Origin of the sequence: Pseudomonas stagnisoli, from assembly GCF_048595745.1 — a bacterium.
GTDB classification, from domain to species: domain Bacteria; phylum Pseudomonadota; class Gammaproteobacteria; order Pseudomonadales; family Pseudomonadaceae; genus Aquipseudomonas; species Aquipseudomonas alcaligenes_A.
In genome coordinates, this window is sequence record NZ_CP184361.1 from 2,170,264 (window position 1) to 2,196,209 (window position 25,946).

27 protein-coding genes and 2 pseudogenes are annotated in these 25,946 nt (G+C 62.7%); 8 read left to right on the plus strand and 21 right to left on the minus strand.

The window, feature by feature from the left end:
- Nucleotides 1-4: 4 nt before the first annotated feature.
- Both ACOAPY_RS10445 and ACOAPY_RS10450 read right to left on the minus strand, forming a co-directional pair.
- Nucleotides 5-322, minus strand: a pseudogene (locus ACOAPY_RS10445) (site-specific integrase); the annotation flags it as partial.
- 10 nt (nucleotides 323-332) lie between these two features.
- On the minus strand, nucleotides 333-1,238 hold the full coding sequence (locus ACOAPY_RS10450; RefSeq protein ID WP_465153228.1) for an AraC family transcriptional regulator: 906 nt from the start codon (nucleotides 1,236-1,238) through the stop codon (nucleotides 333-335).
- Nucleotides 1,239-1,341: 103 nt separating this feature from the next.
- On the opposite strand from ACOAPY_RS10450, the gene ACOAPY_RS10455 reads away from it, so the two are divergent.
- Genes ACOAPY_RS10455 through ACOAPY_RS10475 form a run of 5 tightly spaced genes read left to right on the plus strand, consistent with a single transcriptional unit; the run spans nucleotide 1,342 to nucleotide 5,737 of the window.
- Nucleotides 1,342-1,902 (plus strand): carboxymuconolactone decarboxylase family protein, encoded by a 561-nt coding sequence (locus tag ACOAPY_RS10455; RefSeq protein ID WP_465153229.1) that lies wholly within the window; start codon nucleotides 1,342-1,344, stop codon nucleotides 1,900-1,902.
- 29 nt (nucleotides 1,903-1,931) lie between these two features.
- The gene (locus ACOAPY_RS10460; RefSeq protein ID WP_465153230.1) at nucleotides 1,932-2,996 is read left to right on the plus strand and encodes an acyl-CoA dehydrogenase family protein; all 1,065 of its coding nucleotides are present in this window, start codon (nucleotides 1,932-1,934) and stop codon (nucleotides 2,994-2,996) included.
- A complete protein-coding gene (locus tag ACOAPY_RS10465) occupies nucleotides 2,993-3,811 on the plus strand; it encodes an ABC transporter ATP-binding protein (RefSeq protein WP_465153231.1) in 819 nt (272 codons plus the stop codon). Before ACOAPY_RS10460 ends, ACOAPY_RS10465 begins: the two co-directional genes overlap by 4 nt.
- Entirely contained in the window at nucleotides 3,777-4,976 is a 1,200-nt protein-coding gene (locus ACOAPY_RS10470; protein ID WP_465153232.1) for an ABC transporter substrate-binding protein, read from the plus strand. Before ACOAPY_RS10465 ends, ACOAPY_RS10470 begins: the two co-directional genes overlap by 35 nt.
- Entirely contained in the window at nucleotides 4,973-5,737 is a 765-nt protein-coding gene (locus ACOAPY_RS10475; RefSeq protein WP_465153233.1) for an ABC transporter permease, read from the plus strand. The genes ACOAPY_RS10470 and ACOAPY_RS10475 overlap by 4 nt, the downstream gene beginning before the upstream one ends.
- Nucleotides 5,738-5,743: 6 nt before the next feature.
- Here the strand turns inward: ACOAPY_RS10475 and ACOAPY_RS10480 are convergent, their stop codons facing one another.
- The 13 genes and pseudogenes from ACOAPY_RS10480 to sph form a co-directional block, all read right to left on the minus strand.
- The gene (locus ACOAPY_RS10480; RefSeq protein WP_465153234.1) at nucleotides 5,744-6,397 is read right to left on the minus strand and encodes a methionine ABC transporter permease; all 654 of its coding nucleotides are present in this window, start codon (nucleotides 6,395-6,397) and stop codon (nucleotides 5,744-5,746) included.
- Nucleotides 6,381-7,454 (minus strand): methionine ABC transporter ATP-binding protein, encoded by a 1,074-nt coding sequence (locus ACOAPY_RS10485; protein WP_465153235.1) that lies wholly within the window; start codon nucleotides 7,452-7,454, stop codon nucleotides 6,381-6,383. Before ACOAPY_RS10485 ends, ACOAPY_RS10480 begins: the two co-directional genes overlap by 17 nt.
- A gap of 1 nt (nucleotide 7,455) precedes the next feature.
- The gene (locus tag ACOAPY_RS10490) at nucleotides 7,456-8,262 is read right to left on the minus strand and encodes a MetQ/NlpA family ABC transporter substrate-binding protein (protein ID WP_465153236.1); all 807 of its coding nucleotides are present in this window, start codon (nucleotides 8,260-8,262) and stop codon (nucleotides 7,456-7,458) included.
- Nucleotides 8,255-9,637, minus strand: a complete 1,383-nt coding sequence (locus ACOAPY_RS10495) for an LLM class flavin-dependent oxidoreductase (protein WP_465153237.1) — start codon at nucleotides 9,635-9,637, stop codon at nucleotides 8,255-8,257. The genes ACOAPY_RS10490 and ACOAPY_RS10495 overlap by 8 nt, the downstream gene beginning before the upstream one ends.
- On the minus strand, nucleotides 9,637-10,836 hold the full coding sequence (locus ACOAPY_RS10500; protein ID WP_465153238.1) for an SfnB family sulfur acquisition oxidoreductase: 1,200 nt from the start codon (nucleotides 10,834-10,836) through the stop codon (nucleotides 9,637-9,639). The genes ACOAPY_RS10495 and ACOAPY_RS10500 overlap by 1 nt, the downstream gene beginning before the upstream one ends.
- A 3-nt stretch (nucleotides 10,837-10,839) precedes the next feature.
- Nucleotides 10,840-12,108: an SfnB family sulfur acquisition oxidoreductase gene (locus ACOAPY_RS10505; protein WP_465153239.1), complete on the minus strand. Its 1,269-nt coding sequence runs from the start codon at nucleotides 12,106-12,108 to the stop codon at nucleotides 10,840-10,842.
- A gap of 213 nt (nucleotides 12,109-12,321) precedes the next feature.
- The gene (locus ACOAPY_RS10510) at nucleotides 12,322-12,681 is read right to left on the minus strand and encodes a rhodanese-like domain-containing protein (RefSeq protein WP_465153240.1); all 360 of its coding nucleotides are present in this window, start codon (nucleotides 12,679-12,681) and stop codon (nucleotides 12,322-12,324) included.
- Between the two features lie 11 nt (nucleotides 12,682-12,692).
- Complete coding sequence (gene tauD, locus ACOAPY_RS10515; protein ID WP_465153241.1) at nucleotides 12,693-13,526, minus strand: taurine dioxygenase; 834 nt, start codon at nucleotides 13,524-13,526, stop codon at nucleotides 12,693-12,695.
- 15 nt (nucleotides 13,527-13,541) lie between these two features.
- Entirely contained in the window at nucleotides 13,542-14,378 is an 837-nt protein-coding gene (tauC, locus tag ACOAPY_RS10520) for a taurine ABC transporter permease TauC (RefSeq protein WP_465153242.1), read from the minus strand.
- A gap of 13 nt (nucleotides 14,379-14,391) precedes the next feature.
- Nucleotides 14,392-15,175 (minus strand): annotated as a pseudogene (tauB, locus tag ACOAPY_RS10525) (taurine ABC transporter ATP-binding subunit).
- Between the two features lie 82 nt (nucleotides 15,176-15,257).
- Nucleotides 15,258-16,238 (minus strand): taurine ABC transporter substrate-binding protein, encoded by a 981-nt coding sequence (tauA, locus tag ACOAPY_RS10530; RefSeq protein ID WP_465153243.1) that lies wholly within the window; start codon nucleotides 16,236-16,238, stop codon nucleotides 15,258-15,260.
- Nucleotides 16,239-16,585: 347 nt separating this feature from the next.
- Nucleotides 16,586-16,792, minus strand: coding sequence for a hypothetical protein (locus ACOAPY_RS10535; protein ID WP_465153244.1), 207 nt, complete (start codon nucleotides 16,790-16,792; stop codon nucleotides 16,586-16,588).
- A 535-nt stretch (nucleotides 16,793-17,327) separates the two neighbouring features.
- Nucleotides 17,328-18,839 (minus strand): sphingomyelin phosphodiesterase, encoded by a 1,512-nt coding sequence (gene sph / locus ACOAPY_RS10540; protein WP_465153245.1) that lies wholly within the window; start codon nucleotides 18,837-18,839, stop codon nucleotides 17,328-17,330.
- Between the two features lie 235 nt (nucleotides 18,840-19,074).
- Here sph and ACOAPY_RS10545 point away from each other — a divergent pair, with 235 nt between their 5' ends.
- Nucleotides 19,075-19,515 (plus strand): YqaA family protein, encoded by a 441-nt coding sequence (locus ACOAPY_RS10545; protein WP_465153246.1) that lies wholly within the window; start codon nucleotides 19,075-19,077, stop codon nucleotides 19,513-19,515.
- A gap of 9 nt (nucleotides 19,516-19,524) precedes the next feature.
- Here the strand turns inward: ACOAPY_RS10545 and ACOAPY_RS10550 are convergent, their stop codons facing one another.
- Nucleotides 19,525-19,803, minus strand: coding sequence for a peptidylprolyl isomerase (locus ACOAPY_RS10550; protein ID WP_076583303.1), 279 nt, complete (start codon nucleotides 19,801-19,803; stop codon nucleotides 19,525-19,527).
- Between the two features lie 135 nt (nucleotides 19,804-19,938).
- Between ACOAPY_RS10550 and ACOAPY_RS10555 the strand changes: the two genes are divergently transcribed.
- Entirely contained in the window at nucleotides 19,939-21,144 is a 1,206-nt protein-coding gene (locus ACOAPY_RS10555) for a PilT/PilU family type 4a pilus ATPase (protein ID WP_465153247.1), read from the plus strand.
- A gap of 24 nt (nucleotides 21,145-21,168) precedes the next feature.
- On the opposite strand, the gene ACOAPY_RS10560 is transcribed toward ACOAPY_RS10555, so the two are convergent.
- Both ACOAPY_RS10560 and ACOAPY_RS10565 read right to left on the minus strand, forming a co-directional pair.
- Nucleotides 21,169-21,762 carry a hypothetical protein gene (locus ACOAPY_RS10560; protein WP_465153248.1) on the minus strand — a complete coding sequence of 198 codons (594 nt, stop codon included), beginning with the start codon at nucleotides 21,760-21,762 and terminating at the stop codon, nucleotides 21,169-21,171.
- Nucleotides 21,763-22,058: 296 nt separating this feature from the next.
- Nucleotides 22,059-22,463: a hypothetical protein gene (locus ACOAPY_RS10565; protein WP_465153249.1), complete on the minus strand. Its 405-nt coding sequence runs from the start codon at nucleotides 22,461-22,463 to the stop codon at nucleotides 22,059-22,061.
- A 153-nt stretch (nucleotides 22,464-22,616) separates the two neighbouring features.
- Between ACOAPY_RS10565 and ACOAPY_RS10570 the strand changes: the two genes are divergently transcribed.
- A complete protein-coding gene (locus tag ACOAPY_RS10570; RefSeq protein WP_465153250.1) occupies nucleotides 22,617-23,660 on the plus strand; it encodes an IS110 family RNA-guided transposase in 1,044 nt (347 codons plus the stop codon).
- A gap of 279 nt (nucleotides 23,661-23,939) precedes the next feature.
- Here ACOAPY_RS10570 and ACOAPY_RS10575 read toward each other — a convergent pair whose 3' ends face one another.
- The 3 genes from ACOAPY_RS10575 to ACOAPY_RS10585 form a co-directional block, all read right to left on the minus strand.
- Nucleotides 23,940-24,473, minus strand: a complete 534-nt coding sequence (locus tag ACOAPY_RS10575) for a hypothetical protein (protein WP_465153251.1) — start codon at nucleotides 24,471-24,473, stop codon at nucleotides 23,940-23,942.
- Between the two features lie 85 nt (nucleotides 24,474-24,558).
- Nucleotides 24,559-24,849 (minus strand): toxin-antitoxin system YwqK family antitoxin, encoded by a 291-nt coding sequence (locus ACOAPY_RS10580; RefSeq protein ID WP_465153252.1) that lies wholly within the window; start codon nucleotides 24,847-24,849, stop codon nucleotides 24,559-24,561.
- A 471-nt stretch (nucleotides 24,850-25,320) separates the two neighbouring features.
- Nucleotides 25,321-25,863 (minus strand): hypothetical protein, encoded by a 543-nt coding sequence (locus ACOAPY_RS10585; RefSeq protein WP_465153253.1) that lies wholly within the window; start codon nucleotides 25,861-25,863, stop codon nucleotides 25,321-25,323.
- Nucleotides 25,864-25,946 lie beyond the last annotated feature (83 nt).

The window sequence follows — 25,946 nt, forward strand, 5'->3', positions numbered from 1 at the left end:
TGGCTTAGGGGTGTCTGGAGTCGCCTGATACCAATTTGATACCAATATTCAGCTTCTCCAGCTCACTCCAATCGGAGCTTGAGTTAATCCAGCGGGCGTACGTAGACAGCAGCATCTGCACGCTATGGCCGAGCTGCTGGGATATGAATGCGGGGTTCATGCCAGACATTGAGCATATTGTCGCATAGGTATGACGGCAGTTGTACGGCGGCCGATAACGTACACCCAGTGCTTTCAGCACCGGTCGCCACTGATGGGGCAGGTCGGAGGTTTGCTTTACATATTCGTTGTTTTTGGAAGGAGGAAAGACATAGGGCGTTTCATGCAGCCTCTCACCCAAATTGCTTCCGATAAGCCCCAGGCAAAACCCCAATCACTTTGCTGAACGCGCGTGTGAAGGCTGCGGTGGACTGGTAGCCGCAGGCATCGGCCGCTTCGGCCACTGGTTGGCCTTGTTGCAGCAGGCGGCACGCCTGGCGCATGCGCAGGCTGAGCAGCACATGGCCAGGGGAAGTGCCGGCCAGTTCCTGGAAACGTTTGCAGAATGCCGAGCGTGACAGGCCGGTGAGAGCGGCCATGTCTTCGAGTGGCCAGGGCGCCTGGGGTTCTGCAATGAGGCGATCGAGCAGCACGGCGAACTGTGGGTGGCGTGCCAGCCCGAGCAGGCCGCCAAGCTCGGCGACAGCCTGGCTCTGTTCGCGCAGCACATAGAGGAACAGCAGATGGCTGAGTCGTTCCAGTAGTGCGGCGGCGGGCCCCTCGGGGCGCGAGCACTCTTCCATGATCAGTTCGAACAGCCGCCGCGCGGCACTGGAGCCGGGAGCACCGGCGCGCAGTACGAGGTGGTCGGGCAGGGCGTCGATGATCAGGCTGCTCAGCCCAGGGCGGAAGTGGAAGAAGCCACACACCAGGCTCACGCCATCGCGAGCGCTGGCGTCCAGTGGCTGCATCGGGATGCGTGGATTGCATTGTGCTTGCGCCGGTGAGGTCGCGTCGGACAAGCGATATGGCAGGTCGCGCAGCAGGAACACGGCATCACCGCTGTGCAAGGCAATGCTTTCCTCGCGCTCCTGCAGGTGCAACCAGCACTCGCCTTGCACCAGCAGGTGAAAGCTGGCCCGTGCCAGCCCATGAGTGCTGGCCTGCCAACTGCCGCAGTAACGGCCGACATGGAACAGGCTGGCGTCCAGTTCCAGGCTGTCTAATAACCATTCAAAAGGGGCAGTGGAAGAATTCATCTAATGGAAAGACTCAGGAGCAAGTGAACGCGACTTTAGAATATGGCTCACGATTTTTATAACCAAGAAAATAGCGTCACACCTCTTGGTTAGGAGATGAACCATGTCTCGCGTCACCCTACAGACTCTTGAATCCGCCCCACAAGAAGCGCAGCCCTTCCTGCAGAACGCCCTGAAGAATTCTGGCTTCATTCCCAACCTGCTGGCGGTGCTGGCCAACGCGCCGGCGGCGCTGGAAACCTATGTCACCGTCTCTGCGCTCAATGGCAAGGCCAGCCTTGGCCTGGCCGAGCGCGAGGTGATCCAACTGATTGCCGCCACCACCCATGGCTGCAGCTTCTGCGTCGCGGGGCATACGGCCGTGGCGCAGAACAAGGCCAAGCTGCCAGCCGAGGTCATCGAGGCGCTGCGCGCCCGCGGGGAGCTGCCCAACGCACGCTACGAAGCCCTGGCGGCGTTCACCCGCGCGGTGATCGCCACGCGTGGCAACGTCAGTGATGCCGATTACCAGGCTTTCAAGGAAGCCGGCTTCGAAGAGGGTCAGGCGCTTGAAGTGATTCTCGGGGTGAGCCTGGCCACCTTGTGCAACTTCGCCAATAGCTTTGCCCGCACACCGCTCAACCCCGAGCTGGCTCGTTATCGCTGGGAGCAGGCCGAGGCCTGAGCCGGCAACTGTTGAAGGAGATCTGCAGCATGCTCGATCACTCACTGTGCCAATGGCTGGATGCACAGGCCGATGCACTCGACCGTGGCCTGCTCGACGGTGAAGTCCTGCTGGGGCAACTGGCGGCAGCCGACGTATTGCGCCACGGTGTGGCGCCAGCGTTGGGTGGTGCAGGCGGAGACGTTGCCGATGGCGTTGAAGCCATCGCCGAGGTCGCCAGCTACTCGTTGACTGCTGCCTTCGTGTTCTGGGGCCAGCGGGCCTTTATCGAGTACCTGTTGCAGAGCAGCAACGTGGGGCTGCGTGAGCGTCTGCTGGAGGATCTGCTGCAGGGGCGCAGAGCCGGCGCTACGGGCCTGTCCAATGCCATGAAGTTTCTTTCCGGCATCGAGCAGCTCGGCGTGGTCGCCCACCCGCACGATGCCGGGTGGCGACTGGAGGGGGCTCTGCCGTGGGTGACCAACCTGCGCAAGAGTGGCTTCACCGTGGCGGCGGCCATCGATCTGCCGGGAGCCCAACCTTTCGTGGCGGCGCTGCCGGACGACTTGCCGGGGTTGTTACGCAGCGACGATCTGCAGCTGCTCGGCCTGCAATCGAGCAACACCGCCGCGATCCGTATCGAAGGGGCGAGGCTCGGACGTGAATGGCTGATCGCTGACGATGCGCGCAGTTACCTGCCGCGTGTGCGTCCGGCCTTCCTTGGTTTGCAGTGCGGTATGTCGATCGGTCTGGCGCGGCGCTCCCTGGCCGAGGCCAAGTCGCTGCTCAGCGATGCCCGCTCGGTGCTGGAAGGCGAGTGGCAGGCGCTCAGCGATGAGCTCAAGGCTCTGGAGCGCGCATTGCGTGACGGTCTCCGCGGCGATCACTTTGCCGCTGGCCCGGTGCCATTGTTCAAGATCCGTATCGGCCTGGCCCGGGTGGCGGCCGATGCGGTGCAGCTGGAGCTGCAGGCCAGCGGTGGCAAGGCGTATTTGCAGGCGCATGGCAGTGGTTTTGCCCGGCGGTTGCGTGAGTCGGCCTTTGTGCCGGTGGTTACGCCTAGCCTGGTCCAATTGCGCAGCCAGCTGCGCAAGCACGGCGAGTTGGCAGCATGAACGTGCTTCGCGCACATGACATCAGCCTGGGCTATGCCCAGCGTACGGTGTTGGAGCGTTTTCAACTGGAGCTGCGTGCCGGCGAGCTGGTGAGCATTCTGGGGCCCAGCGGGGTCGGCAAGTCGAGCCTGCTGCGTGTGTTGGCCGGTTTGCAGCCTGCGCAACAGGGCAGGGTGGAGCTGTTCGGTGAGGTACTGAGTGGCCCGCATCCTCGGGTTGCGGTGGCTTTTCAGGATCCATCGCTGTTGCCATGGTTGAGTCTGGAGCAGAACGTTGCCTTCGGCCTGGACTTCGCGCGTCAACCACGTCGCGCCGCCGCGCAGCGGCAAGCTTTGATTGATCAGGCAATCGCTGCTGTGGATCTGCAGCATGCCCGGGCCCGTTACCCCAGCGAACTCTCGGGTGGCATGGCGCAGCGCACCGCACTGGCCCGCTGCCTGGCCCGCGAGCCGCATGTGCTGCTGCTCGACGAACCCTTCGGCGCACTGGACGAAGTGACCCGCGCCGACATGCAACAGCTGTTGCTGAACCTGATCCGCGAACGGCAGACCGCCGCCGTGCTGATCACCCATGACATCGACGAAGCATTGCTGCTGTCCGACCGTATTCTGCTACTGGGTGGCACCCCGGCGCACACGCTCGATCAGTGGCACATCGACCTGCCCCAGCCCCGCGCTGACCTGGTCGATGAGCTTGGCGCCCTGCGCGTCGATATCCTCAAAACCCTACGGCGGGCGAGCCGCAACAACGGACCTTCAATTGAACCGCTGGAGCCTTGCCATGTGCCTGGACGATCCCACTCATACACGTCGTGATTTCATTAAACTCACCAGCCTGCTGACCGCAGCCGGTGCCTTTCCGCTGCTGAGCAGCCTGCAGGCGCGTGCCGCCAGCGAGCCGGATGCGCCGGTGCGCATCGGCTACCTGCCGATCACCGATGCCACGCCCTTGTTGGTGGCGCACAACAACGGCCTGTTCGAAGCCGAGGGCATCAAGTCCGAACGCCCGGTGCTGCTGCGCAGCTGGGCACAGGTCATCGAGGCATTCATTTCCGGGCAGGTCAACGTCATTCACCTGCTGTCGCCGATGACCGTATGGGCGCGCTACGGCAGCAAGGTGCCGGCCAAGGTCGTGGCGTGGAACCATGTTGGTGGCTCGGGCCTGACCGTGGCCCCCGGCATCGAGGACGTGAAGCAGCTCGGTGGGCAGTCCATTGCCATACCGTTCTGGTACTCGATCCATAACGTGGTGGTGCAGCAGTTGCTGCGCGATAGCGGCCTGACCCCGGTGAGCAAGCCTGCCAATGCGAGCATCGCTGCGAACGAGGTCAACCTGGTGGTGCTGCCGCCGTCGGACATGCCGCCGGCACTGGCCAGCAAGCGCATTTCCGGCTACATCGTGGCCGAGCCGTTCAACGCGCTGGCGGAGAATCTCAAGGTCGGTCGTATTCAGCGCTTCACCGGTGATGTGTGGCGTAACCATGCCTGCTGCGTGGTGTTCATGCACGAGCATGACCTGAACAATCGGCCCGAGTGGTCGCAGAAGGTGGTCAACGCCATCGTCAAGGCGCAGCTGTGGACTCGGGACAACCGTGAAGAGGCCGCCAAACTGTTGTCCAAGGACGGTGCCAACCGCTATACGCCCCACGCCCCCGAAGTGCTCAGCCGGGTTCTCGCACCCGCGGCCAGTGAACGTGAGGCCTACCTCGCCAGTGGGGCTATCCAGCACGGCGATTGGGCGGACAAGCGCATCGACTTCCAGCCGTACCCGTTCCCCAGTTACACCGAGGAGCTGGTCAAGCGTCTCAAGCACACGCTGATCGAAGGCAACAGCAGTTTCCTTGCTGGCCTGGATCCGGCGGCTACGGCCCGAGATCTGGTCGACGATCGTTTCGTGCGTACCGCACTCGAAGCGGTTGGTGGCCTCAAGGCCTTTGGCGCGCCAGAAAGCTTCGAGCGGGTCGAGGAGATTGCGGTGTGACCATCAAGCTCAGAAGCTGGGGGCTCGGCCTGGCCGGTCTGCTGGGTCTGTTCGGCTTGTGGTGGCTGCTGCTGGCACTGTTCAGCAGCGGCGAGGGTCTGGCGGCGTTATTCACGCCCCAGGCCACCCTGGTCAGCCTGATCGAGCTGCTGCAGCGGCCAGAGCTGTTCGAGCACGTGGTGGTGAGTCTCAAGCGGATCTTCATCGGTCTGGGCCTTGCGCTGCTGGTGGGGGTGCCGCTGGGGCTGCTCGTGGGCAGTTGGCGTAGCCTGGAATGGGCGACCACGCCGGCGTTCCAGTTCCTGCGCATGATTTCGCCATTGTCGTGGATGCCTATTGCCGTGATGGTCATGGGGGTTGGCGACCAGCCGATCTACTTCCTGCTGGCGTTTGCCGCGGTATGGCCGATCCTGCTCAACACTGCCGCGGGCGTGAAGGCGCTGGATGCACGTTGGCTGCAGTTGGCGCGCAGCCTCAGTGCAACGCCCTGGGAGACGCTGACGCGGGTAGTCGTACCGGGTGTGCTCGGGCATGTGCTCACCGGGGTACGGCTGGCAATCGGCATTCTTTGGATCGTCCTGGTACCCTGCGAGATGCTTGGCGTCAGCGCGGGCCTGGGCTACTACATCCTCGATACCAGAGACCGCCTGGCATACTCCGAACTGATGGCGATGGTGCTACTGATCGGTGTGCTGGGGTTCTTCCTCGACGCTGCAGCGCGCGCGTTGTACGCACGCTGGAGCCATGGAGCAGGGCGGTAAAACGGGTCATGTGCGCCTGTTGAACCGTTTGGCCAAGCGGTCGCCGCTCAGCTGGATCAGGCTGACCAGTGCGACCAGCACCACGATCACGGTGAGCATCACCTGGGTATCGAAACGCTGGTAACCATAACGGTAGGCCAGGTCACCCAGACCACCGGCGCCGATCGCGCCGGCCATGGCCGAGGAGTTGATCATGGTCACCAGGGTGATGGTGAAGCCACCAACGATGCCGGGCAGGGCCTCGGGCAGCAACACGTGCCAGATGATGTGCCGGCGCCGGCAGCCCATGGCTTGGGCGGCTTCGATCAGACCATGATCCACCTCACGCATGCTGACCTCGGCGATGCGCGCGAAGAACGGCGTGGCGGCGATGGTCAGCGGCACCACGGCTGCCCATACGCCATAGGTGGTGCCGACCACCAGGCGGGTAAAGGGGATCAGCGCGACCATCAGGATCAGGAAGGGCACCGAGCGGAACAGGTTGACGATGGCGCCGAGCAGGCGGTTCAGGCGTGGCGCCTCGAACAGGCCGCCGCGGCCGCTGGTGACCAGGAACACCGCCAGCGGGATGCCGGCGAGCAGTGCCAGCAGGGATGACACGCCGACCATCAGCAGGGTGTCGAGCAGGCCGTGCCAGAGACGTTCAAGCAGCAGTGGCATAACCGACGACCTCCGCATGGTCCGCCAGGCGGCGGGCGTTATTCAGCAATTGCTCTGGCTCCAGTTCGGAGCCGGCGACTTCTACCAGCAGGCGGCCGAGCGGACGACCCTGGATGCGTTCGATGCCGCCGTCGAGCAGGGTCACCTGGCCGCCGAGGGCGCTGCCGATGCCAAGCAGGTCCGGCGCTGTGCCGTGACCGGCGTAGTGCAGGCGCAGCACCAGATTGTCGTCCGGGGTCAGGCGATAGCTGCGCAGACGTGCTTTCAGATCGTCCGGCAGCTCATGTTGCAGCGGTGCCAGCAGCGTGCGGGTGACTGCATGCCAGGGCGCGCCGAACACCCGCCAAACCGGACCCTGCTCGACGATCTCGCCCTGGTCCAGCACCACCACGCGGTCGCAAATGTCGCGGATCACCGCCATCTCGTGGGTGATCAGCACGATGGTCAGGCCCAGGTTCTGGTTGATCTGCCGCAGCAGGGCAAGGATTGCCTGGGTGGTTTCCGGGTCCAGCGCGCTGGTGGCCTCGTCGCACAGCAGGATGTCCGGGTCGTGCACCAGGGCGCGGGCGATGCCGACGCGCTGCTTCTGTCCGCCGGACAGCTGCGCCGGGTAGGCGTCGTGCTTGCCCTCCAGGCCCACCAGCTTGAGCAGTTCATCCACCTTGCGCCGGCGCTCTTCGCGCGGTGCGCCCGCGACCTTGAGTGGCAGTTCGATGTTCTGCCGCACGGTCTTGGCCGAGAGCAGGTTGAAGTGCTGGAAGATCATGCCGATGCGCCGGCGCAGGGCCACCAGTTGGTCATAGTCGTACTGGCCGATGTCCACGCCGTCGATCAGTACGTGGCCGCTGGTGGGCTGCTCCAGGCGGTTGATGGTGCGCAGCAGTGAGGACTTGCCGGCGCCGCTGCGGCCGATAATGCCGAAGATCTCGCCGCGGTTGATGGCCAGGTCGATGTCGCGCAGGGCGCGCACGCCGGTGACGTAGGTCTTGGTGAGGCCGACGAAGCGCAGCTGCGCCTCGCCGGTGGCTTGTGGCAGATGGGCCTGGAAGCCACTCATCTCAGCTCTCCCAGCCTGCCTGGTAGAGCTTGCCGTGGGCCTTGTCGAGGGCGGCGCGGACCTTGGGTGAACTCTGATAGATGTCGATGAACCGGAGCAGGCGTGCGTCCTTGGCCTTCTGCGGCTGGGCGACGAACTGGATGATGTACTCGGGGTGGTCGAGGCCGTCGAACAGCAGGGCGGACTCGGCGTCCAGGGTGCCGGCCAGGCGGATGTAGTGCGGGTAGCCCTGGGCCAGGTCGACCTCATCGAGTGCACGCACCAGCTGTACGGCCTCCAGCTCGATGATCTTCAGGTGCTTGGGGTTGTCGGTGATGTCTTCCAGGGTGGCCTTGTAGCCGACGCCGGGTTTGAGCTTGATCAGCCCGGCTTTCTCCAGCAGCTGCAGGCCGCGGCCGCCGTTGACCGGATCGTTGGCGATGGCCACGGTGGCGGCTTCCGGCAGGCTGGCGAAGTCCTTGTGCTTCTTGGAGTAGAGGCCGACATTATTGATCACCCCGCGCGCCACCGGCACCAGGTCGTAGCCGCCTTCTTTCTTGGCGTTCTCCAGGAAGGGGATGTGCTGGAAGTAGTTCACGTCGATATCGCCGTTGGCCAGGCTGACGTTGGGCGCGATCCAATCGGTGAACTCCACCAGCTCCACGTCCAGGCCCTGTGCCCTGGCTTCGGCCACGGCCACTTCCAGCGGCGGGGCGAAGGCGGCGGTGGTTCCCAGCTTGAGCGGTTCATCCGCCTGGGCCAGGCCACCGGCCAGCAGCAGGCCGAGGGCGGCGGCGCGCAGGGTGAAGCTTCGTAGGGTTTTACGCATGGCGAGATTCCTTTTCTTCGGTCGGTAGATTCGCTTGCCGCCAGCTGGCGGCCGGGTGCGGTGCGGCCAGGCGCGGGCCCTGGCCGAACAGCTTGTGGCGCAGGGAGCCTTCGGCGTAGGCGGTCTTGTAGCGGCCGCGTTGCTGCAGCTCGGGGATCACCAGGTCGATGAAGTCGACATAGCTCTCCGGGGTCACGGTGCGGGTGAGGTTGAAGCCGTCCAGGCCGGTCTCGTCGATCCAGGCCAGCAGCTGGTTGGCTACCTGACCAGGCGAGCCGACCGCCTGCGGGTAGCGGCCGCCGAGGGCGTGCTGTTCCAGCAGGCGGCGCTTGGTCCAGCCGCTGAAGCTCTTGACCACCGACTCGATGGCGTTGGTCTTGCGCTCGACGATGGGCTCGTCCAGGCCGAAGGCGGCCAGGTCGATGCCGGTGGAGGCAGAGAAGTGCGCGATGCCGGCTTCGGGGCTGGCGTGGCGCTGGTACTCGGCCAGCTTGTCGCGGGCCTCGGCTTCGCTCGGCGCGACCACCACATTGATGCCCATGAATACCTTGATCGCGTCGGCCGGGCGCCCGGCAGCCACGGCCGCGGCACGCACCTTGTCGACCTGGGCGCGCACTGCTTCCTTGTTCTGCCCGCCGATAAACACGCACTCGGCGTGGCTGCCGGCGAACTGCAGGCCGCGCGCGGACGAGCCGGCCTGGAATAGCAGCGGCGTGCGCTGCGGCGAGGGTTGGCTGAGGTGATAGCCCTCGACCTGGTAGAACTCTCCGTGGTGGCGGATCGGGTGCACCTTGTGTGGCTGGGCGTAGATGCGCCGGCTGCGGTCGGCCAGCACGGCGTCGTCTTCCCAGCTGCCCTCCCACAGCTTGTAGAGCACCTCCAGGTACTCGTCGGCCTGGTCGTAGCGGCGGTCGTGTTCCACCTGTTCGCTGTGGCCCATGGCGCGGGCCGCGCTCTCCAGGTAGCCGGTGACGATATTCCAGCCGACCCGTCCGCCGGTGAGGTGGTCCAGCGTGCTCATGCGTCGGGCGAAGGTGAAGGGCGCCTCGTAGCTCAGGTTGGCGGTGACGCCGAAGCCCAGGTGCGAGGTGACGCCGGCCATGGCCGAGACCAGCAGCAGCGGGTCGTTGACCGGCAGCTGGATACTCTCGCGCAAGGTCAGGTCGACATTGCCCTGGTACACGTCGTATACACCGAGGATGTCGGCGAGGAACAGGCCGTCGAACAGCCCGCGCTCCAGCTGGCGGGCTAGGTCGGTCCAGTATTCGAGGCGGTTGAAGTCCACCGAGCGGTCGCGCGGGTGGGTCCACAGGCCGTGGTTGATGTGGCCTACGCAGTTCATGTTGAAGGCGTTGAGCAGCAGCTGCTTGGCCATCAGATGGTCCCCCGGCGCGGCGGCAGGCGCTCGTTGAGGGTGTAGTCGCCGATGGCGTGGTATTTCCAGCGCACCGGGTCGTGCAGGGTGTGGGTACGGGCGTTGCGCCAGTGGCGGTCGAGGCCGTACTCGGCCAGGGTGGCGCGGCTGCCGGACAGCTCCAGCAGCTTGCTGCCGAGCAGCAGCGAGGTTTCGGTGCTGATCGCACGGGCCTCGGCCACGGCGATGGAGGCGGCGGCCACGCTGGCCTCGTCCGGCGCCAACTGGGCGCGATCGACGTACTCGCCGGCGCGCTCCAGCAGCGCCTCGGTGGCGGCCAGGCGTACGCGCAGCTTGCCGATCTCCTGTTGCGTCAGTGGGTCGTCACTGGCCTTGTCGACGCCGGCATCGATCCACGGCCGCGACTTGTGCCGCACGAACTGCAGCAGGTCCTCGTAGGCACCACGGGCGATGCCGCTGTCGATAGCGGCGTGCAGCAGTTGGGCGAAGGGCCCGACCGTGGTCGGTCGCTCGAAGGCGCTCTGGAACGGCACCACGTCTTCGGCGGCCACCGGTACGTTGTCGAACAGCACGCTGCCGCTGCCGGTGGTGCGCTGGCCGAAGCCGCTCCAGTCGTCGATCAGTTGCAGGCCCTTGGCCTCGCGCGGAACGAAGGCGAGGTAGCCGACGCCATGCTCATCTACCGCCAGGGTGGGGATGCGCTGGGCGAACAGCGCGCCAGTGCAGTAGAACTTGCGTCCGTCGATGCGGTAGCCGTCGCCGCTGCGGGTCAGGCGGGTGTTGCGGTCCAGGGCTGTCTTGGTGCCCAGCTCGGCCAGGGCGTTGCCGAAGCGTTTGCCGGCCAGGGCCTCGGCGTACAGGCGGCGCTGCTGCGCCTCGCTGCCGTTCACCCGCAGCACTTCCAGGGCGTAGAAGTGATTCTGCGGAATCTGCCCCAGCGAGCTGTCGGCCTGGGCGATGCGGGCGATGACCTTGGCCAGGGTTACGCTGGACAAGTCGGGGCCGCCAAAGGCCTTGGGTGCGGTGATGCCCCACAGGCCGGAGCGGGAGAAGTGTTCCAGTTCGGCGTGCGGCAGGCGGCGCTCGCGGTCGCGCTCGGCGGCTTCGCGGGCGAAGGCTTCGGCCAGGTTCGCGGCCACGGCCAGCGCTTCGGCGTCGTCACGCAGCAGCGGCGCGCCGGTATTCAAAGGTGCGTTCATGGCTCAGATCCAGGAGTGGCGGTTGGGGTGGCGGCCGTTGAGGTGCCAGGCGCCGATGGCGTGGTACTTCCAGCGCACCGGGTCGTGCAGGGTGTGGGTGCGGGCGTTGCGCCAGTGGCGGTCGAGGCCGAATTCGGCGAGGGTCGCGCGGCTGCCGGCGAGCTCCAGCAGCTTCTCGCTGGCCTGCAGGCTGATCTCGGTGGTCAGCGCCTTGGCCTCGGCCACGGCGATGGAGGCACGGGCAGCGCCGTCGGCATCGATGGGCGCGGCGGCGACTTCATCCAGCACGCGGCCGGCCTTGTGCAGCAGCGCCTCGGCGGCGTGCAGTTCGACCTGCAGGCGGCCGACATCGGCGATCACGTAAGGGTCATCGCCGGCGCGCTCGACCTTGGCGTCGATCCACGGCCGCGCCTTGTCGCGGACGAAGGCGATGGCGTCGCGCAGCGCGGCGTCGGCGATGCCCAGGTCGATGGCGGCCTGGATCAGCTGGGAGAAGGCGCCTTGCAGGCTCGGCTGCTCGGCCAGCGGCCAGAGCGGGATCAGGTTGTCGGCGTCCACTTCCACCTCGTTGAGCAGCACGGTGCCGCTGGCGGTGGTGCGCTGGCCGAAGCCGGACCAGTCGTTGACGATGCGCAGGCCCGGGCGGCCGCGCTGGATAAAGGCCAGCCAGGGGCGGCCGGCTTCGTCCAGGGCCTTGGTGGCGATCCAGTGGGCGAACAGGGCGCCAGTGGAATAGAACTTCTCGCCGCTGAACAGCCAGCGGCCATTGCGCTGGACCAGGCGCGCCTGAATGTCCTGGGTGTGCTTGCTACCACGCTCGGGGCCGCCGTTGCCGATGCGCCAGCCGGCCAGCACGCTGGCGAACAGGCGGCGCTGCTGCTCGGGGCTGGCGACAGCGCGCAGCAAGCCGATGAGACCGAACTGGTTCTGCGGAATCTGTCCCAGGGCCGGGTCGGCAGCGGAGATGATGCGGAACACTTCGGCGATGGTGACGTGCGACAGCTGCGGCCCGCCGAACTCGCGCGGCACGGCGATGCTGCCGAGGCCGCTGATGGTGAAGCGTTCCACCAGTTCCCAGGGCAGGCGGCGCTCGCGGTCACGCACTATGGCTTCGGTGCTGGCTGCGCGGGCCAGCGCGTGGGCGGCCTGCAGGGCTTCGGCGTCGCTGCCGAGAATGGCGGCAGGGAGCAGGACAGGGGCGATGTCCTGGTCGGATGAACGCAGAACTTCGCCGGGGGTGGAGCTGTCCTCAGGGGTAATCGGACTGGTCATGCAAACCTCATCTTGTGGATGCGCCAGCAACGGGCACCGGGGATGAGGGCGCAACGGAGCGGCGAGAAAAGTGCGGTGCTCCGGTGGTCCGGTTTTTATACCGTATCGTGGTTAAATATATTTTTTAAATACGATTATGGAATATTGATGTGCCTGAAAGTTGTTTGGGTGGACAGCTTTCCAGCAAGCACAGAGCGTCTGCGCCGGTGTCGCTCAGTTATCGTCTGGCGATTTCAGGAAGGCCGTCAGCCCACCCTTGATGGAGGCGACATTGACGTAGCCCAGGCGCTGCAGCTCGTCAGCGGCCAAGGCGCCGCGGTTGCCGCCACGGCAATAGCAGAGGATCGGTGCCCGTTTGTCCGGTTGCAGATCGGCGATCTGCCTGGCCAGTTCCTCGGCAGGGAGGTTGTGGGCTCCCTCGATATGGTTCTCGGCATACTCCGCGCTACTGCGTACATCCAGCAGTAGGCCGCCCTGTGCAATCTTCTGGCGTGCTTCCTCAGGCGTCAGCTGTTGGATGCGCGTCCTGGCCTCAGCGGCGCGGCGCAGGAAGTCTTCGTCGTGGGACGCCATTGGCGGCCTCCTCAGCGTGGGCGATCGCCCAGAATCGTCGCCCGGTGCATCACCCGCCGTGCCGGACGGTAGTCGTCCACCGCATAGTGCTGGGTGATTCGATTGTCCCAGAAGGCCACATCGTTCTCCTGCCAGCGCCAGCGAATGCTGAACTCCGGGCGGGTGCTGTGGGCGAACAGGAAGCGCAGCAGGGCTTCGCTCTCGGCAGGTTCCAGCTCGTTGATCCGGGTGGTGAAACCTTCGTTGACGAATAGGCCCTTGCGCCCGGTGACTGGATGAGTGCGCACCACCGGGTGGGTCACCGGTGGGTGCTGGCGCTGCACCTCGTGGTAGCGCTCCAGGGCCTCGGGCGTGTTGCCAAACCGCTCCAGCGGGAAGGAGCGGGTGAAGTCATGACTGGCGGTGAGACCGTCGAGCAGGCGCTGCAGGGGTTTTGACAGCGCTTCGAAGGCCGCACTGCTGCTCGCCCACAGGGTATCACCGCCGTATGCCGGCAGCTGCTTGGCCGCCAGCACGGCGCCCAGGGCAGGGGTTTCGAGGAAGGTCACGTCGGTGTGCCAGATGGCGTTGTCGCGCACATCGGTCACGGAGGTATCGAGCACCAGTACTTCAGGCTGCTCGGGGATGTTCGGGTAGAGCGGGTGGATGTGCAGGTCGCCGAAGCGCGCGGCGAAGGCCGCCTGCTGAGGCGGCTCGATCGGCTGGGCGCGGAAGAACAGCACTTGGTGTTCGAGCAGCGCACGCTCGATGGCTTGCTGGTCGCTGCCAGCCAGCGGATGGCGCAGGTCGATACCGCCAACAATGGCGCCCAGCGCCGGGCTCAGTGGAGTGATATGGATGCTCATGGCTGTTTCTTCCAATCAATGGGTCTGGCCATGCCAGGGCACCAGTTTGCGTTGCAGGGCGCGCAGACCTAACTCCAGGGCGAAGGCGATCACTGCGATCAGCAGGATGCCGAGGATCACTACGTCGGTGACCAGAAACTGGGCGGCCGACTGCACCATGAAGCCGAGGCCGCGTTGGGCGGCGATCAGTTCGGCGGCGACCAGGGTCGACCAACCCACGCCGAGGCCGATGCGGATACCGGTAAGGATGTCCGGCAGGGCGCTGGGCAGGATCACGTGGCGCACCAGTTGCGCCGGAGTGGCACCGAGCGCTTGCGCGGCACGCAGCTTGGCCGGATCGGCGCTGCGCACACCAGTGGCGGTGGCAATCACAATGGGGGCGAAGATCGCGAGATAAATCAGCAGCACCTTGGACAGCTCGCCGATGCCGCACCAGATGACGATGAGTGGCAGGTAAGCCAGGGGTGGAATCGGCCGGTAGAACTCGATCAGCGGATCGATCAGGCCACGCACCCGCCGGCTGCGGCCGATGGCGATGCCGAGCGGAATGGCGGTCAGTACCGCAAAAACCAGCGCCAGGCCTATCCGGCCCAGGCTGGCGCCCAGGTGCTGCCACAGACTGGCGTCCAGATATCCTTCAGTCAGCAGTTTCCAGCCACGCTCCAGTACCGCCTGCGGGCTGGGCAGGAACAGCGGTTCGATCAGACCTGCGGCCGTCACCGCCCACCAGGTCCAGATCAGCGTGCCGATGCTGAGGAGGCCGAGGGCTAGCAGGCTGGGTTCGCGCCGCGGTGTGCGTTCGGCCTGCTGTTCGGCAGCGCTTCGGGAGTAGATGTACTCGTAGCTGCTCATTCGTGTCTCCTTGTCACGCTCTGGGCTTCTGACGCTGGGCAAACACTTGGGCCAGCACTCGTTCGCGGGTTTCGATGAAGACCGGGTCGGATTTGATTGCGCGGGCACTCTCGCCTGCGGCGTAACGACGACCGAAGTCGAGCTTAAGGTGCTCGGCGATGCGTCCGGGGTTGGGCTCCAGCAGCACCAGGTCGGTGGCGAGGAATACCGCCTCCTCAATGTCATGGGTGATCAGCAGTACCGGCTTGGCGGTGCGCCGCCAGACCTGTAGCAGCAGTTCCTGCATCTGCTCGCGGGTGAAGGCGTCCAGCGCGCCAAAGGGCTCGTCCATCAGCAGCAGGCGCGGCTCGGCGGCCAGTGCGCGGGCCAGTCCGACGCGTTGCTTTTGCCCTCCGGACAACTCCCAGACATGGCGTTGCTCGAAGCCGGTCAGGTCGACCAATGACAGAAGCTCTCGGGCCTTGGTCTCGCGCTGTGCTCTCGGCACGCCAGCCAGCTGCAAGCCAAATGCGACGTTGCTCAGCACGTTCTGCCAGGGCAGTAGGGCATCGTCCTGAAACACCACACCGCGTTCGGCAGACGGGCCTGTGACAGGTTGTCCATCGAGGCTGATGCGGCCAGTGCTGGGTGCGGTGAACCCTGCGATCAGGTTCAGCAGGCTGGTCTTGCCGCTGCCGGAGGGACCGAGGGCGACCAGCAACTGATCAGGGCCGAGGGTCAGGGAAATGTCGTGCAGTACCGGCTCGGACCGCGCCGGGGTACTGTGCGCTGATGCGCTCCAGTTCGAGTAGGGCCATGGTGTTCTCTTTATTGAGGTGCATCCGGCGACGGCATCCTTGCCGCCGCCGAACCTTGCCCCGAGGGGCAAGGGCCAGATGCTCAGTTGGTGACGTACTGGTTGCTGACGTAGGGCGCGTAGTCCGGCAGCACGGCGTCGACCTTGCCTTGCTCCTTGAGGAACTTGGCGGTATCGGTGATGGCCTGGGTGGTCGGCGCGCCGAGGGCGGTGACCTGATCGGCGGCCAGCGGGAAGACGTTACCCTGCAGCAGCAGCGGGATGTCTTCGGCCTTGGCGCCGGAGAGTTTCACCACCTTGGCGATGTTGTCCTGATTGGCCAGCCAGGCTTTCGGGTCCTTGCGGTAATCGGCGTAGGCATCGAGGGTTACCTTGGCAAAGGCGCGCACCACTTCCGGATGCTTCTCGGCGAAGTCCTTGCGCACGATCCAGGCATCGAAAGTCGGTGCGCCCAGTTCGCTCAGCTCGCCGGAGGTGATCAGCACCTTGCCGTTTTCCTTGGCTACACCCAGGGCTGGATCCCAGACGTAGGTGGCATCGATATCACCACGTTTCCAGGCGGAGATGATCGCCGGCGGCGCCAGGTTGAGGACCTGCACCTTGGCCGGATCGATGTTCCAGTGCTTGAGCGCGGCCAGCAGGCTGTAGTGACCGGTGGAGACGAAGGGCACGGCGACTTTCTTGCCGATCAGGTCTTGCGGCTTGCTGATGTTGCTGCCGTCACGGGCGACCAGGGCTTCGGCTGCGCCAATCTGAGTGGCGATGAGGAAAGTCTGTACCGGCAGCTGGCGAGTGGCGGCGGCGGCCAGCGGACTGGAGCCGACATAACCGATTTGCACGTCACCAGAGGCGACTGCAGTGATGACCTCGGCACCGCTGTCGAATTTGCGCCAGTCGATCTCGGACTTGCTGGCTTTCTCGTAGGCACCTTCGGCCTGGGCGACTTTGGCCGGGTCGACGGTGGTCTGGTAGGCAACGGTGAAATCGGCGGCCTGGGCCGCCAGGCTCAGGCTGGAGAGGGTCAGTACGGCCAGCAGGCGGCGGGTAAAGGGAACGTGACTCATGGAGACTCCTCGGACGGGCAGGGCCGCAAAGGAGCAGGCCGGGCCACAGGACAGTTGTGATCTTCTGGGTGTCCGGTGGTCCGGTATGGCTAAGCTATTAGAATCAAAAAGTATTTATAAATACTTTTTTAGACTATTTTTATTACTTTTAGGTAGCACTGGACAGTGCCAGGCCAATCTAGGGATTTGCCAGGAAGCTGCTACTGCTAGAGCGAGTCAGGGGCTATTCCTTCAGTACGTAAACACTATAAGTACGGAGGTTAGGTGGCCACTGGCCGGAAGCCATCGCTTGAGGACTTAGGGAGTCCATTCTGAGGCCGGACGGTCTCTAGAAAACCGGGGGCTATTCAGTCACCAGGCTGGCGGTTGGTTGCGTAGAACAATGCCACGTCGGGAATGCGCTCGTCGTCCGTGAGGTGCGCAAAGGGATCAATCACCGCATCCTGGTAAATCACGGGTGTGGACATCAGTGTCAGTGGCGGTGGAGTAGCGCAGGCACTGATTAGAAGCGCCATCAGGATGGTCAGGTGCAATTTTGAAGACAAATGAGGCATGGACCTTTCCGTCTGTGACGCCGCTCATTCGGTCTGCAATGGTGGACCAGACGCCACGGTCCTCAAACACAACATCGCATTGCTGAGCAGCGGCCGCCGATGTCAGAGAGGCTGAACGTCGAGTTTTCTGAGCTGGGACGATCTTTAGAAAACCATAGCTCATGAAGCGGCAGAATGAAGCGTGCTTTGGGCCGATCATCAACGTCATACGAAACGACTAGGTCGTCACTGCGGGACGCCGAAAGGGGGCTGAAACTTAGGGTGCTCAAGCCAAAGCTGATACCCGTTTTGATACCACTCGATGCGTTTGGCTGAGTAGCCAGGTGCCTGAAACCCGCATGTTTTCTAATCATAGATAACCACCAACAGCCATATCGTATTGCATGGTGATCTTGGTAGTGGAGATCACGGCGGAGTCTCTGAAAGGCGGGCGTTTGCGCGCAGAAGGGCGCGGTATAGCGGTTTCCGCCGGGCAAGGCAGCCGTGATTCGTCCGTTGGTGGATCGGCCGATCCTATCCGATCGGCCGGGGTGCCTCAGTAGCGCAGCTGGCCGCTCCAGTCCGCATATTCGGCCGGTTGCTTCAGCTGCACGCGGAACTGTTCGGCCTCGGCGGGGTTGCCGGTCCACAGGTAGAGGTGGTCCTTCCAGCTGCCGGAGGGCCAGCGCAGCAGGTAGTAGTCACTGCCACGCACTGTGTCGCGGTCCAGCAGGCGCACCAGATCGCCGTCGGCCAGGCAGCCGTTGGGCTTGTTCGGCAGCTCGATGCGCAGCTGATTGGAGGAGTCGCCCGCCTTGGGATAGTAGGCGTAGTTGCCGCCACCGCCGCCCAGCCACCAGCTCAGCCAGTGACCGGGGTGGCGCACTGACTCGATTTCCAGGTAGTCGCCACTGCGGATGCAGAAGCTCACCGGGTAGTGCCAGTTGCGTAGGCTGAACAGGCTTTCCGGCTCACTGCCGTCGCCAGTGACGCGCAGCCAGTCGTTGGCTTTGCTGGCGCTGGTGCGCAGGGTCTTGCCATTGCTCTGGCTGCGCAGGGTGACCTGGCCATAGCGGTTGGCTGTCGGCTTGGCCGCGCGGGTCGGGGTGGCGGCCTCGGCGCGGGTGAAGGCGGCGACTGGCGAGTGGTCGGAATAGTCCTGGAACTGCCAGGTGGCGCCCGCCAGGTTGACGCTCCAGCGTGGCGACGGGGTGTCCAGCGCCTGGTTGTGCCAGAACGGCGGTTGGGCGTGATTGCGAGAGACGAAGATGTAGTCCAGGTACTCGGGCGCGTGGTTGGGGTACTGGTAGCTGGCGATGCCGTTGCGCCGCGTGTCGAAGGTGGTGTCGCTGCCGGCGTAGCTGTCCGGAGCATTAACCTGCAGGCGTTCGAGCAGGTCGCGGTATTCGGCGCTGTCGCGGATCACGTTGAAGTCGCCGCCGATGAACAACACCTGGTCTGGTGCGATGCCCTTGGACTCGATGAAGGTGCGCATCTCGTCGAACTGGCTGGCGCGCACGGCCGTGCCCTTGCCATCCGGGCAGCCGGTGTCGGCGGCCTGGGCATGGGTGCCGATCACGTGCAGTGGCTGGCCGTTGCGATCCAGGCGGACGTAGACGAAGCCCTTGTTGGACAGGTAGTCGGCACCGCAGCCCTGGGCGTAGACGTACTGGATGCGCTCGACGATGGGCCAGCGGCTGACGATGGCCACGCCGCCGTCCTCCGGCGTGGTTTCGGCATAGGCGCCCAGGGTCGCGTCCCAGCCGCTGCGCGAGCGGCCGAGAACCGGCGTCTGGTGTGGGTACTCGTGCTTCAGGCCGTCGAGCAGGATGGCCGCCGCCGGGTTATCGAACAGCTCGTTGAGGATCACCGCGTCCTGACCCTTCATGTAGTCGGCCTGGGCGATCAGCCGGGCGCGGGTCTCCTGGCCCCAGCCCGGCTTGAGCGTGCTGGGCAGGAAGAACACGTTGTGGGCCTGCAGCTTGAACTGGTCATTGGCAGCCGCCGGGGCCGGCATGGCGAAGGGGAGTAGGGCGAGGGTGCAGCAGGCGAGCGGGGTTAACTTCATCCTGAAGGCTCCTGGGTGGCCTTGACGGCCTCTTGTGGTGGGCATTCCCGGTCTGTGGAATAGACCAGATGCCAGAAGAATCCTGGAGCACTGTTACAGTTTTGCAAGTCAGCGCGGATACACCCATGACAGAGCTATTGCGGCGCACGGGTGGTTTGGACTAGGCCAGTTTCGGGCTTCGCCTGCAGGGCGGAACAGGCTATAACGCAGGCCCGACCTTTGCCGGATGGCACCTGTGTTCGACTTTTCCGTCTACCTCGGCCTGTTTCTCTCCGCCTTCGGTGCGGCCAGCCTGCTGCCCCTGCAGTCGGAGGCGGTGCTGGCCGGCCTGTTGCTGGGTGGCGCCCAGTCTGCGGCCGTGCTGCTGGCGGTGGCCAGTGTCGGCAATGTACTGGGCTCGGTGCTGAATGCGGCGCTGGGCCGTGGCATCGAGCGCTTTCGTGAGCGGCGCTGGTTCCCGGTCAGCGCGCAACGCCTGGAGCAGGCCAAGCACACCTATCGGCGCTACGGACGCTGGTCGCTGCTGCTGAGCTGGGTGCCGGTGATCGGCGATCCACTGACGCTGATGGCCGGGGTGATGCGCGAGCCCTGGTGGAGCTTCCTGCTGCTGGTGACCCTGGCCAAGACCGGCCGCTACCTGGTGCTGGCCGCCATTACCCTCGGCTGGGCCGGTTAAGCCGCTCGATCACTCGCGGTAGAACACCTGGATCAGGTGATAGCCGAACTGGGTCTTCACCGGTCCGTGCACCTCGCGCAGGGGCTTCTTGAAGATCACCTGGTCCACGGCGCGCACCATCTGCCCCGGGCGCACCTCGCCCAGGTCGCCTCCTTTCTTGCCGGAGGGGCAGGTGGAGTACTTCTTTGCCAGCACATCGAAGGCCTCGCCGGCGGCGATGCGTTTCTTCAGGGCGGTGGCTTCGGCTTCGGTTTTCACCAGGATGTGGCGGGCCATGGCTTTGGGCATGACGGGCTCCTCATTTTGCGATAGCGCTATTGTGCCAGTATTCGCCGCGCCATCAGAATGGCGCCATTTTTCAGGCTGATCGGCCAGGCAAAGCTGGCCTACCTTGTTAACTCCACCCAGATGGAAGCGCGTGCGATGGACCTTTCCCAGATGCTGAAAATCCTGTCCAGTCAGGACGGATCCGACCTCTACCTGTCCACCGGGGCACCGCCCTGCGCCAAGTTCAACGGCGTGCTCAAGCCGCTCAGCCAGGAGCCGCTCAAGCCAGGTGACGTCGCTGCCATCGCCAATAGTGTGATGGACGCCGAACAGCGTGCCGAGTTCGAGAAGGAGCTGGAGATGAACCTGGCCATCTCGGTGCCCAATGTCGGCCGCTTCCGCATCAATATCTTCAAGCAGCGCAACGAGGTGTCCATCGTCGCGCGCAACATCAAGATGGACATACCCAAGTTCGAGGACCTCAAGCTGCCCGAGGTGCTGCTGCAGACGGTGATGGAGAAGCGCGGCCTGGTGCTGTTCGTCGGTGGTACCGGCTCGGGCAAGTCGACCTCCCTGGCGGCGCTGATCGACTACCGCAACCGCAATAGCGGCGGCCACATCATCACCATCGAGGACCCGGTGGAGTACGTGCACCGGCACAAGAAGTCGATCATCAACCAGCGCGAAGTCGGCGTGGACACGCGCAGCTTCCACGCCGCGCTGAAGAACACCCTGCGCCAGGCGCCTGACGTGATCCTGATCGGCGAGATCCGCGACCGCGAAACCATGGAACACGCCCTGGCCTTCGCCGACACCGGCCACCTGGCTATTTCCACCCTGCATGCCAACAACGCCAACCAGGCGTTGGATCGCATCATCAACTTCTTCCCCGAGGAGCGCCGCCCGCAGCTGCTCAATGATCTCGGCAACAACCTGCGCGCCTTCGTTTCCCAGCGCCTGGTCAAGACCGTCGATGGCAAACGCCGTGCCGCCGTGGAGGTGATGCTCGGCACGCCGACCGTACGCGACCTGATCAAGCGCAACGAGTTCTCCGAGCTTAAGGAGATCATGGAGAAGTCGAAGAACCTCGGCATGCAGACCTTCGACCTGGCGCTGATCGACCTCGTCCATGAAGGCGCCATCGACGAGGAAGAGGCGGTGAAGAACGCCGACTCAGCCAACAACGTGCGCCTCAAGCTCAAGCTGTACAAGGACAACCCCACCGCCCCGCAGGCTGCCGCCCCGGCGCCCGCACCCGTCGCAGCGCCCAAGGCCGCACCGGCCAACTGGGCGATGGAGCTCAAGCTCGAGGAAATCGAGGAAGACACGCCGCCGGAAGATCCCGGACGCCCGGGCATCTGAACGGCCCGGGCGCGGGACCAGTGGCTAGCGTAGGTACTTGGCGTACTTGATCTTCTCGTCGAAGCTCAGATCGGACTTGCTCTTGATCGTATAGTCGGTGATCGGCTTGCCGTTGCAGGACTCGATCAAGCTGATCGGCAGATCGTGGAAGAAGGTGATCTCCCGCGTGCCGGTGTGGTGCCCGAAGCCCAGGATGGTTGAGGCCGCCACGGTGGGGGCGTTGAGCACGATGAAGTCGGCCATCACCTGCTCGGGCGTCGTCCACGCGGCGGCAGCGCCCAGGTCCGGGGCATCCTTGGTGCCACCCCAGTAGAAGAAATGTGCATTGGGAATCCGGATCACGTAGTTGTAGTCGGACGTGAAGGAGCCGACATCGGTCCAGGCGGTCGCCAGTGCGAAGGGGCGGCCGGTTGCCCGCAGGTATTGGGCATAGGCGGCGACCTTCTTTTCCAGCGAGGTGCCCAGGGCACCTTTTACCTCGTTTTTTAGTGTGTTCCACAGCGAGCTGATCGCTGTCGGCTGCCAGGGGCTATACAGCGTCATCCCGCAGATCAGTCGCACCTCAGGTGCCGGCCACCAGTTGTTCTTTTCGCCGCGATACAACGTCAGGTTGGGCATGCTCTTGCTCCTTGTAGGTTGGGGCAGCCTAGGCTGCCGACGTGCCCATTAGGAGCGAGGTGGGGGGAGGGGGAGCAGAGGGAAGGTCTTCCTTCGGCCAACCGTAGAACAGGCCGATAACAATCATGATCCTCGGGATCGTTTGAACGCTTGGCCCCCGCTGCGCGAACTACAGAATGCCCCGGGCACCCGCCCATGCAAGGCCGGATATGCGATTGCAACCGCGCTGACGACAGAATCGAAAAAGCTTTCCTCACTGCTTGTGGGGAGAGTCTATATGCGTTGTTAGGCTCTTCTTATGCACAGCTAAATGCTCTTATTAAAATAGCTGTAGCTGTGGCGATTGAGATCAGGCCATGCCATACAGAAACCCATTTGGGATGAATTGATTTTATGCTTTTTAGCGATCCAATAAATTCGGCTGGAATTTCTGCTGGATTATTTGTGCAATATTTCTTTATGGCTAGAGATAATTCCCAAGATTGGCGCTGTGCAGAAAATATGGCGTAATTACTGGCGACAGAGAATATTATAAATGCTACCAAGAGGGCAATTAACACTGGCTGAGATAGAGTTATTTCCTTTTGCCAGGCAATTGCAGCGGAGCCGGCAGCAATAACTTGAAAGTAACCCCAAAACTTATGTGTACCATCAGTTTGGTACTGATGCTGTTCGATTGCCTCCTTCAGGGTGTAGAGCATTTTTCGAGCTCCGTAAAAATTGAAGAGCCTAACGTTTGGTTGAGGGACCGGCTTTAGCCGGTCCCGAGTGAGCAAAGCGAGCAACTTGAAGGCTGTAATGGACTCTCCCCGCACCGCGTTTCTTCTATAAGACTGTTCGCTGGGAGAGTGGCAATGAAACGCATAGCAGTCGATTTGGCCAAGTCCGTTTACCAGGTTGCCGAGAGTATCCATGTCGGCCGGGTGGATCGTCGCAGGCGGCTCGATCCGGAGGCATTCCGGCGATATGTACAGGAGCAGCCGGAGCCTGTCGAGTGGGTGATGGAAGCCTGCGGCACGGCGCATTACTGGGGGCGGGTGGCGCAGGCGCGGGGGCATCGGGTGGTGCTGTTGCACCCGCGCTACGTGCGGCCGTATCGGCGGCGCAACAAGACCGATCGCAACGACTGCGATGCCATCCTCGAAGCAGCGCGTTGTGCCGACATGCACCCGGTGCCGGTAAAAAGCCACGAGCAGCAGCAAGTGCAGCAGCTGCATAACCTGCGCGAGGCCTGGAAAAAGACCCGGGTGCAGCACATCAACCTGCTGCGCGGCATCCTGCGCGAACTGGGCGTGGCGGCGCCGAGTGGCACCCAGGCCTTTCTACGCCAGGCCTGCGAGCTGATCGAGCGTCCAGAAGTTTGCGCCCTGCGCGGCTCGCTGCAGATGGTGTTGGCCGAAATCAGCCTGTGCGAACAGTCGATGCGCGACTGCGAAGAACAACTGGCGCGCTGGCATGTCGACGATGACATCGTGCACAAACTCGACGAAGTCAGCGGTATCGGATTGCTCACCGCCAGCGCCCTGAAAACCGCCGTCGGCAACCCCGAACGCTTCGCCAGCGGCCGACATCTGAGCGCCTGGCTCGGCATGACCCCCAACGAATACAGCAGCGGCGAACGGCGCAGACTCGGGTGCATCAGCTGCAAAGGCAACACCTACGTGCGCACCCTGCTGATCCACGGCGCCCGCGCGGCACTGCTGGCCGCCAAGCGCTGCCAGACGCGAACGCCGGAGCGCCTGACCCAGCTGCAGCGCTGGGCCCTGCAAACGGCCGAACGTATCGGCCACAACAAAGCGGCGGTGGCGCTGGCGAACAAACTGGTGAGGATCTGCTGGGCAGTGTGGTGCCATGAGCGACGTTTCAGCGGCGACTGGCAGAGTGCCAGGCCCGCCTGACGGCGGGGGTAATCAGCAAGACGAGGTGAACTTCCTGCGGTTGTGGTGAGAAGCGAGACTGTCGGAACAGGCGAGTCCTGCAGCGGAACAAGGCCGATAACAATCATGATCCTCGGGATCGTTTGAACGCTTGGCCCCCGCTGCGCGAACTACAGAATGGCCCGGGCACCCGCTCATGCAAGGCCGGATATGCGATTGCAACCGCGCTGACGACAGGATCGAAAAAAGCTTTCCTCACTGCTTGTGGGGAGAGTCCATATGCGCATTGTTAGGTGATGCTCATTGTTGAAAGGATAGCGCCCACTTGCCATTAGCAAGTGAGACTTTGCCTTTAACTGGCTGGGACGCACAGCACAGAGAATCCTTTGACCAGTCAGGTACAAAGCCGGAGAACATAATTTCGCCGTTTTCAAGATAGAGTCGCTCAAGATGCTTTGGAAAATCAGAGGGGGTTTGGGTAGGCGTAGAGAGTTCGGGCACTACATTTATTTTGTGATAGGCGCCATATTTCATGGCGATTAGCAGTGTGCGCCCCATGGCACTACCGCCCGAGCATCCAAAGTCTAAGCCAATTACTGCGACAAAAATTGGTTCTTTTTGAATTTTGTACTTCACCAGATGGCTTGGATTAAAGCTAAAAGAACAACCTATAGCGTTTCCGTAGCTTTCTAGCAAAGCTGGTATCGTTTTTTCGGCTGCTAGTTGCCCTGCGTCCCAAGCTTTTTCTGCTTCTATGTCTTTCTGCGATATCTCTGCCCAGCACGGCATGCAGAATAGGATGAGCGAAAGAGCGCGAAGACTTTGAAGTTCCATCTTTCACCTAACGTTTGGTTAAGGGGCCGGCTTTAGCCGGTCCCAGTGAGCGCAGCGAACGTTTTGAACCAATTGTTAGAGGCATTTAGCCTTCGCTGACACCTTCAGTATTCCAATATTTCCAATTACCTATTTGTTCGCCTGCTTGGTATTCGCCTTCGGCAGCTAGTTTGCCATTTTCGTGAAAGTCACGCCAAAGCCCTTGCTCCGAACCATGCTCATAGTTTCCTTCTGAAGCAACTTTTCCATTGGGATGGTACGCAACAAATAGACCGTGTCTTATCCATCGTGATTCATCCGAGGATAAGTAGCGTGAGTAACGGAATTTAATTTTTCCGTTCTCATATGGGATTTCTGCAATTTGCAGGTCAGCCATGTGGTGCCTCTAACGTTTGGTTAAGGGGCCGGCTTCGCCGGTCCCGAGCGAGCGAAGCGAGCGGCTTGAACCAATTGTTAGAGGGATGCTACGCATATTCAAACTCAGCGTGATATGACCAACCGTCCCCAACCGCATTAGCCCGATAAATTGCCTTGGTGAATAAGCGCTCACCATGGCTGTGGAATAGCTCATCGAGTTGGTAAGTGGCTTCAAATAAGCTCTCTGCTGGACCAACTGGTGCATGCCCTTCAGGACTGGATAACTCATGTGTAAAGTTACCTACACCAGAGGAATTAGATTCGCGTACCAACGTTAGAATAATCTGGCTCCATGTTTCGGGAGTGCTCTCAATCATGGAGTTCACGATTGCTGAGTCAATCGGCGATTGGAGTTCTTGGAGTGATGGCATGCAATCCCCTAACGTTGGAATTCAGCCGCCCGCTTTAGCGGGTCGGCTGGAATGACTTGTTAGGTTTCACTAGGCTCTAGGCCGCGTAGGCGAAGGTAGCCGCATATCTTATCTAGCCGAGCTTCGTTATCACCTTCGTTTACGAAGTATCTACCCGCCATTATTTCATCAAGGCCTGTTGGGAAGGCATAAATGTCTGAGCCTTGGCTCTTGGCCGACCCTTCCAAATAATACGAAAACTTGTTGTCATTGCGCTTGCTTGAATAAATGAGCGTATGCCCAGACAGCCATTTTTTGAATGCAAGACTGATCTTATATAGCAGTGGGTACTGCTGACGAAATGGAGTAGAAAGAAAGTGTACTTCGCCAATAGTCCAAATAATTCCCCTTCTAATTTTTGGAAGAAATATCGTTGCTACAGGCGAAAGTTTAGGGTTTATGTTTCCGCTTTCATCATAGGATAGCTCTCCCATTTCTCGGAAGTACAGGACAAAGCCATACTTGGTTTCAATCTCTGTGGGCGGTGATTCTAAGTTTCTAAACCATTCGATAACTTCTGACGGCTCGTCAGGCTTAGAGATAAATTGATATGTTGTACCCATTTAGTGAAACCTAACGTTTGGTTAAGGGGCCGGCTTTAGCCGGTCCCGAGTGAGCGAAGCGAGCGACTTGAACGCATTGTTAG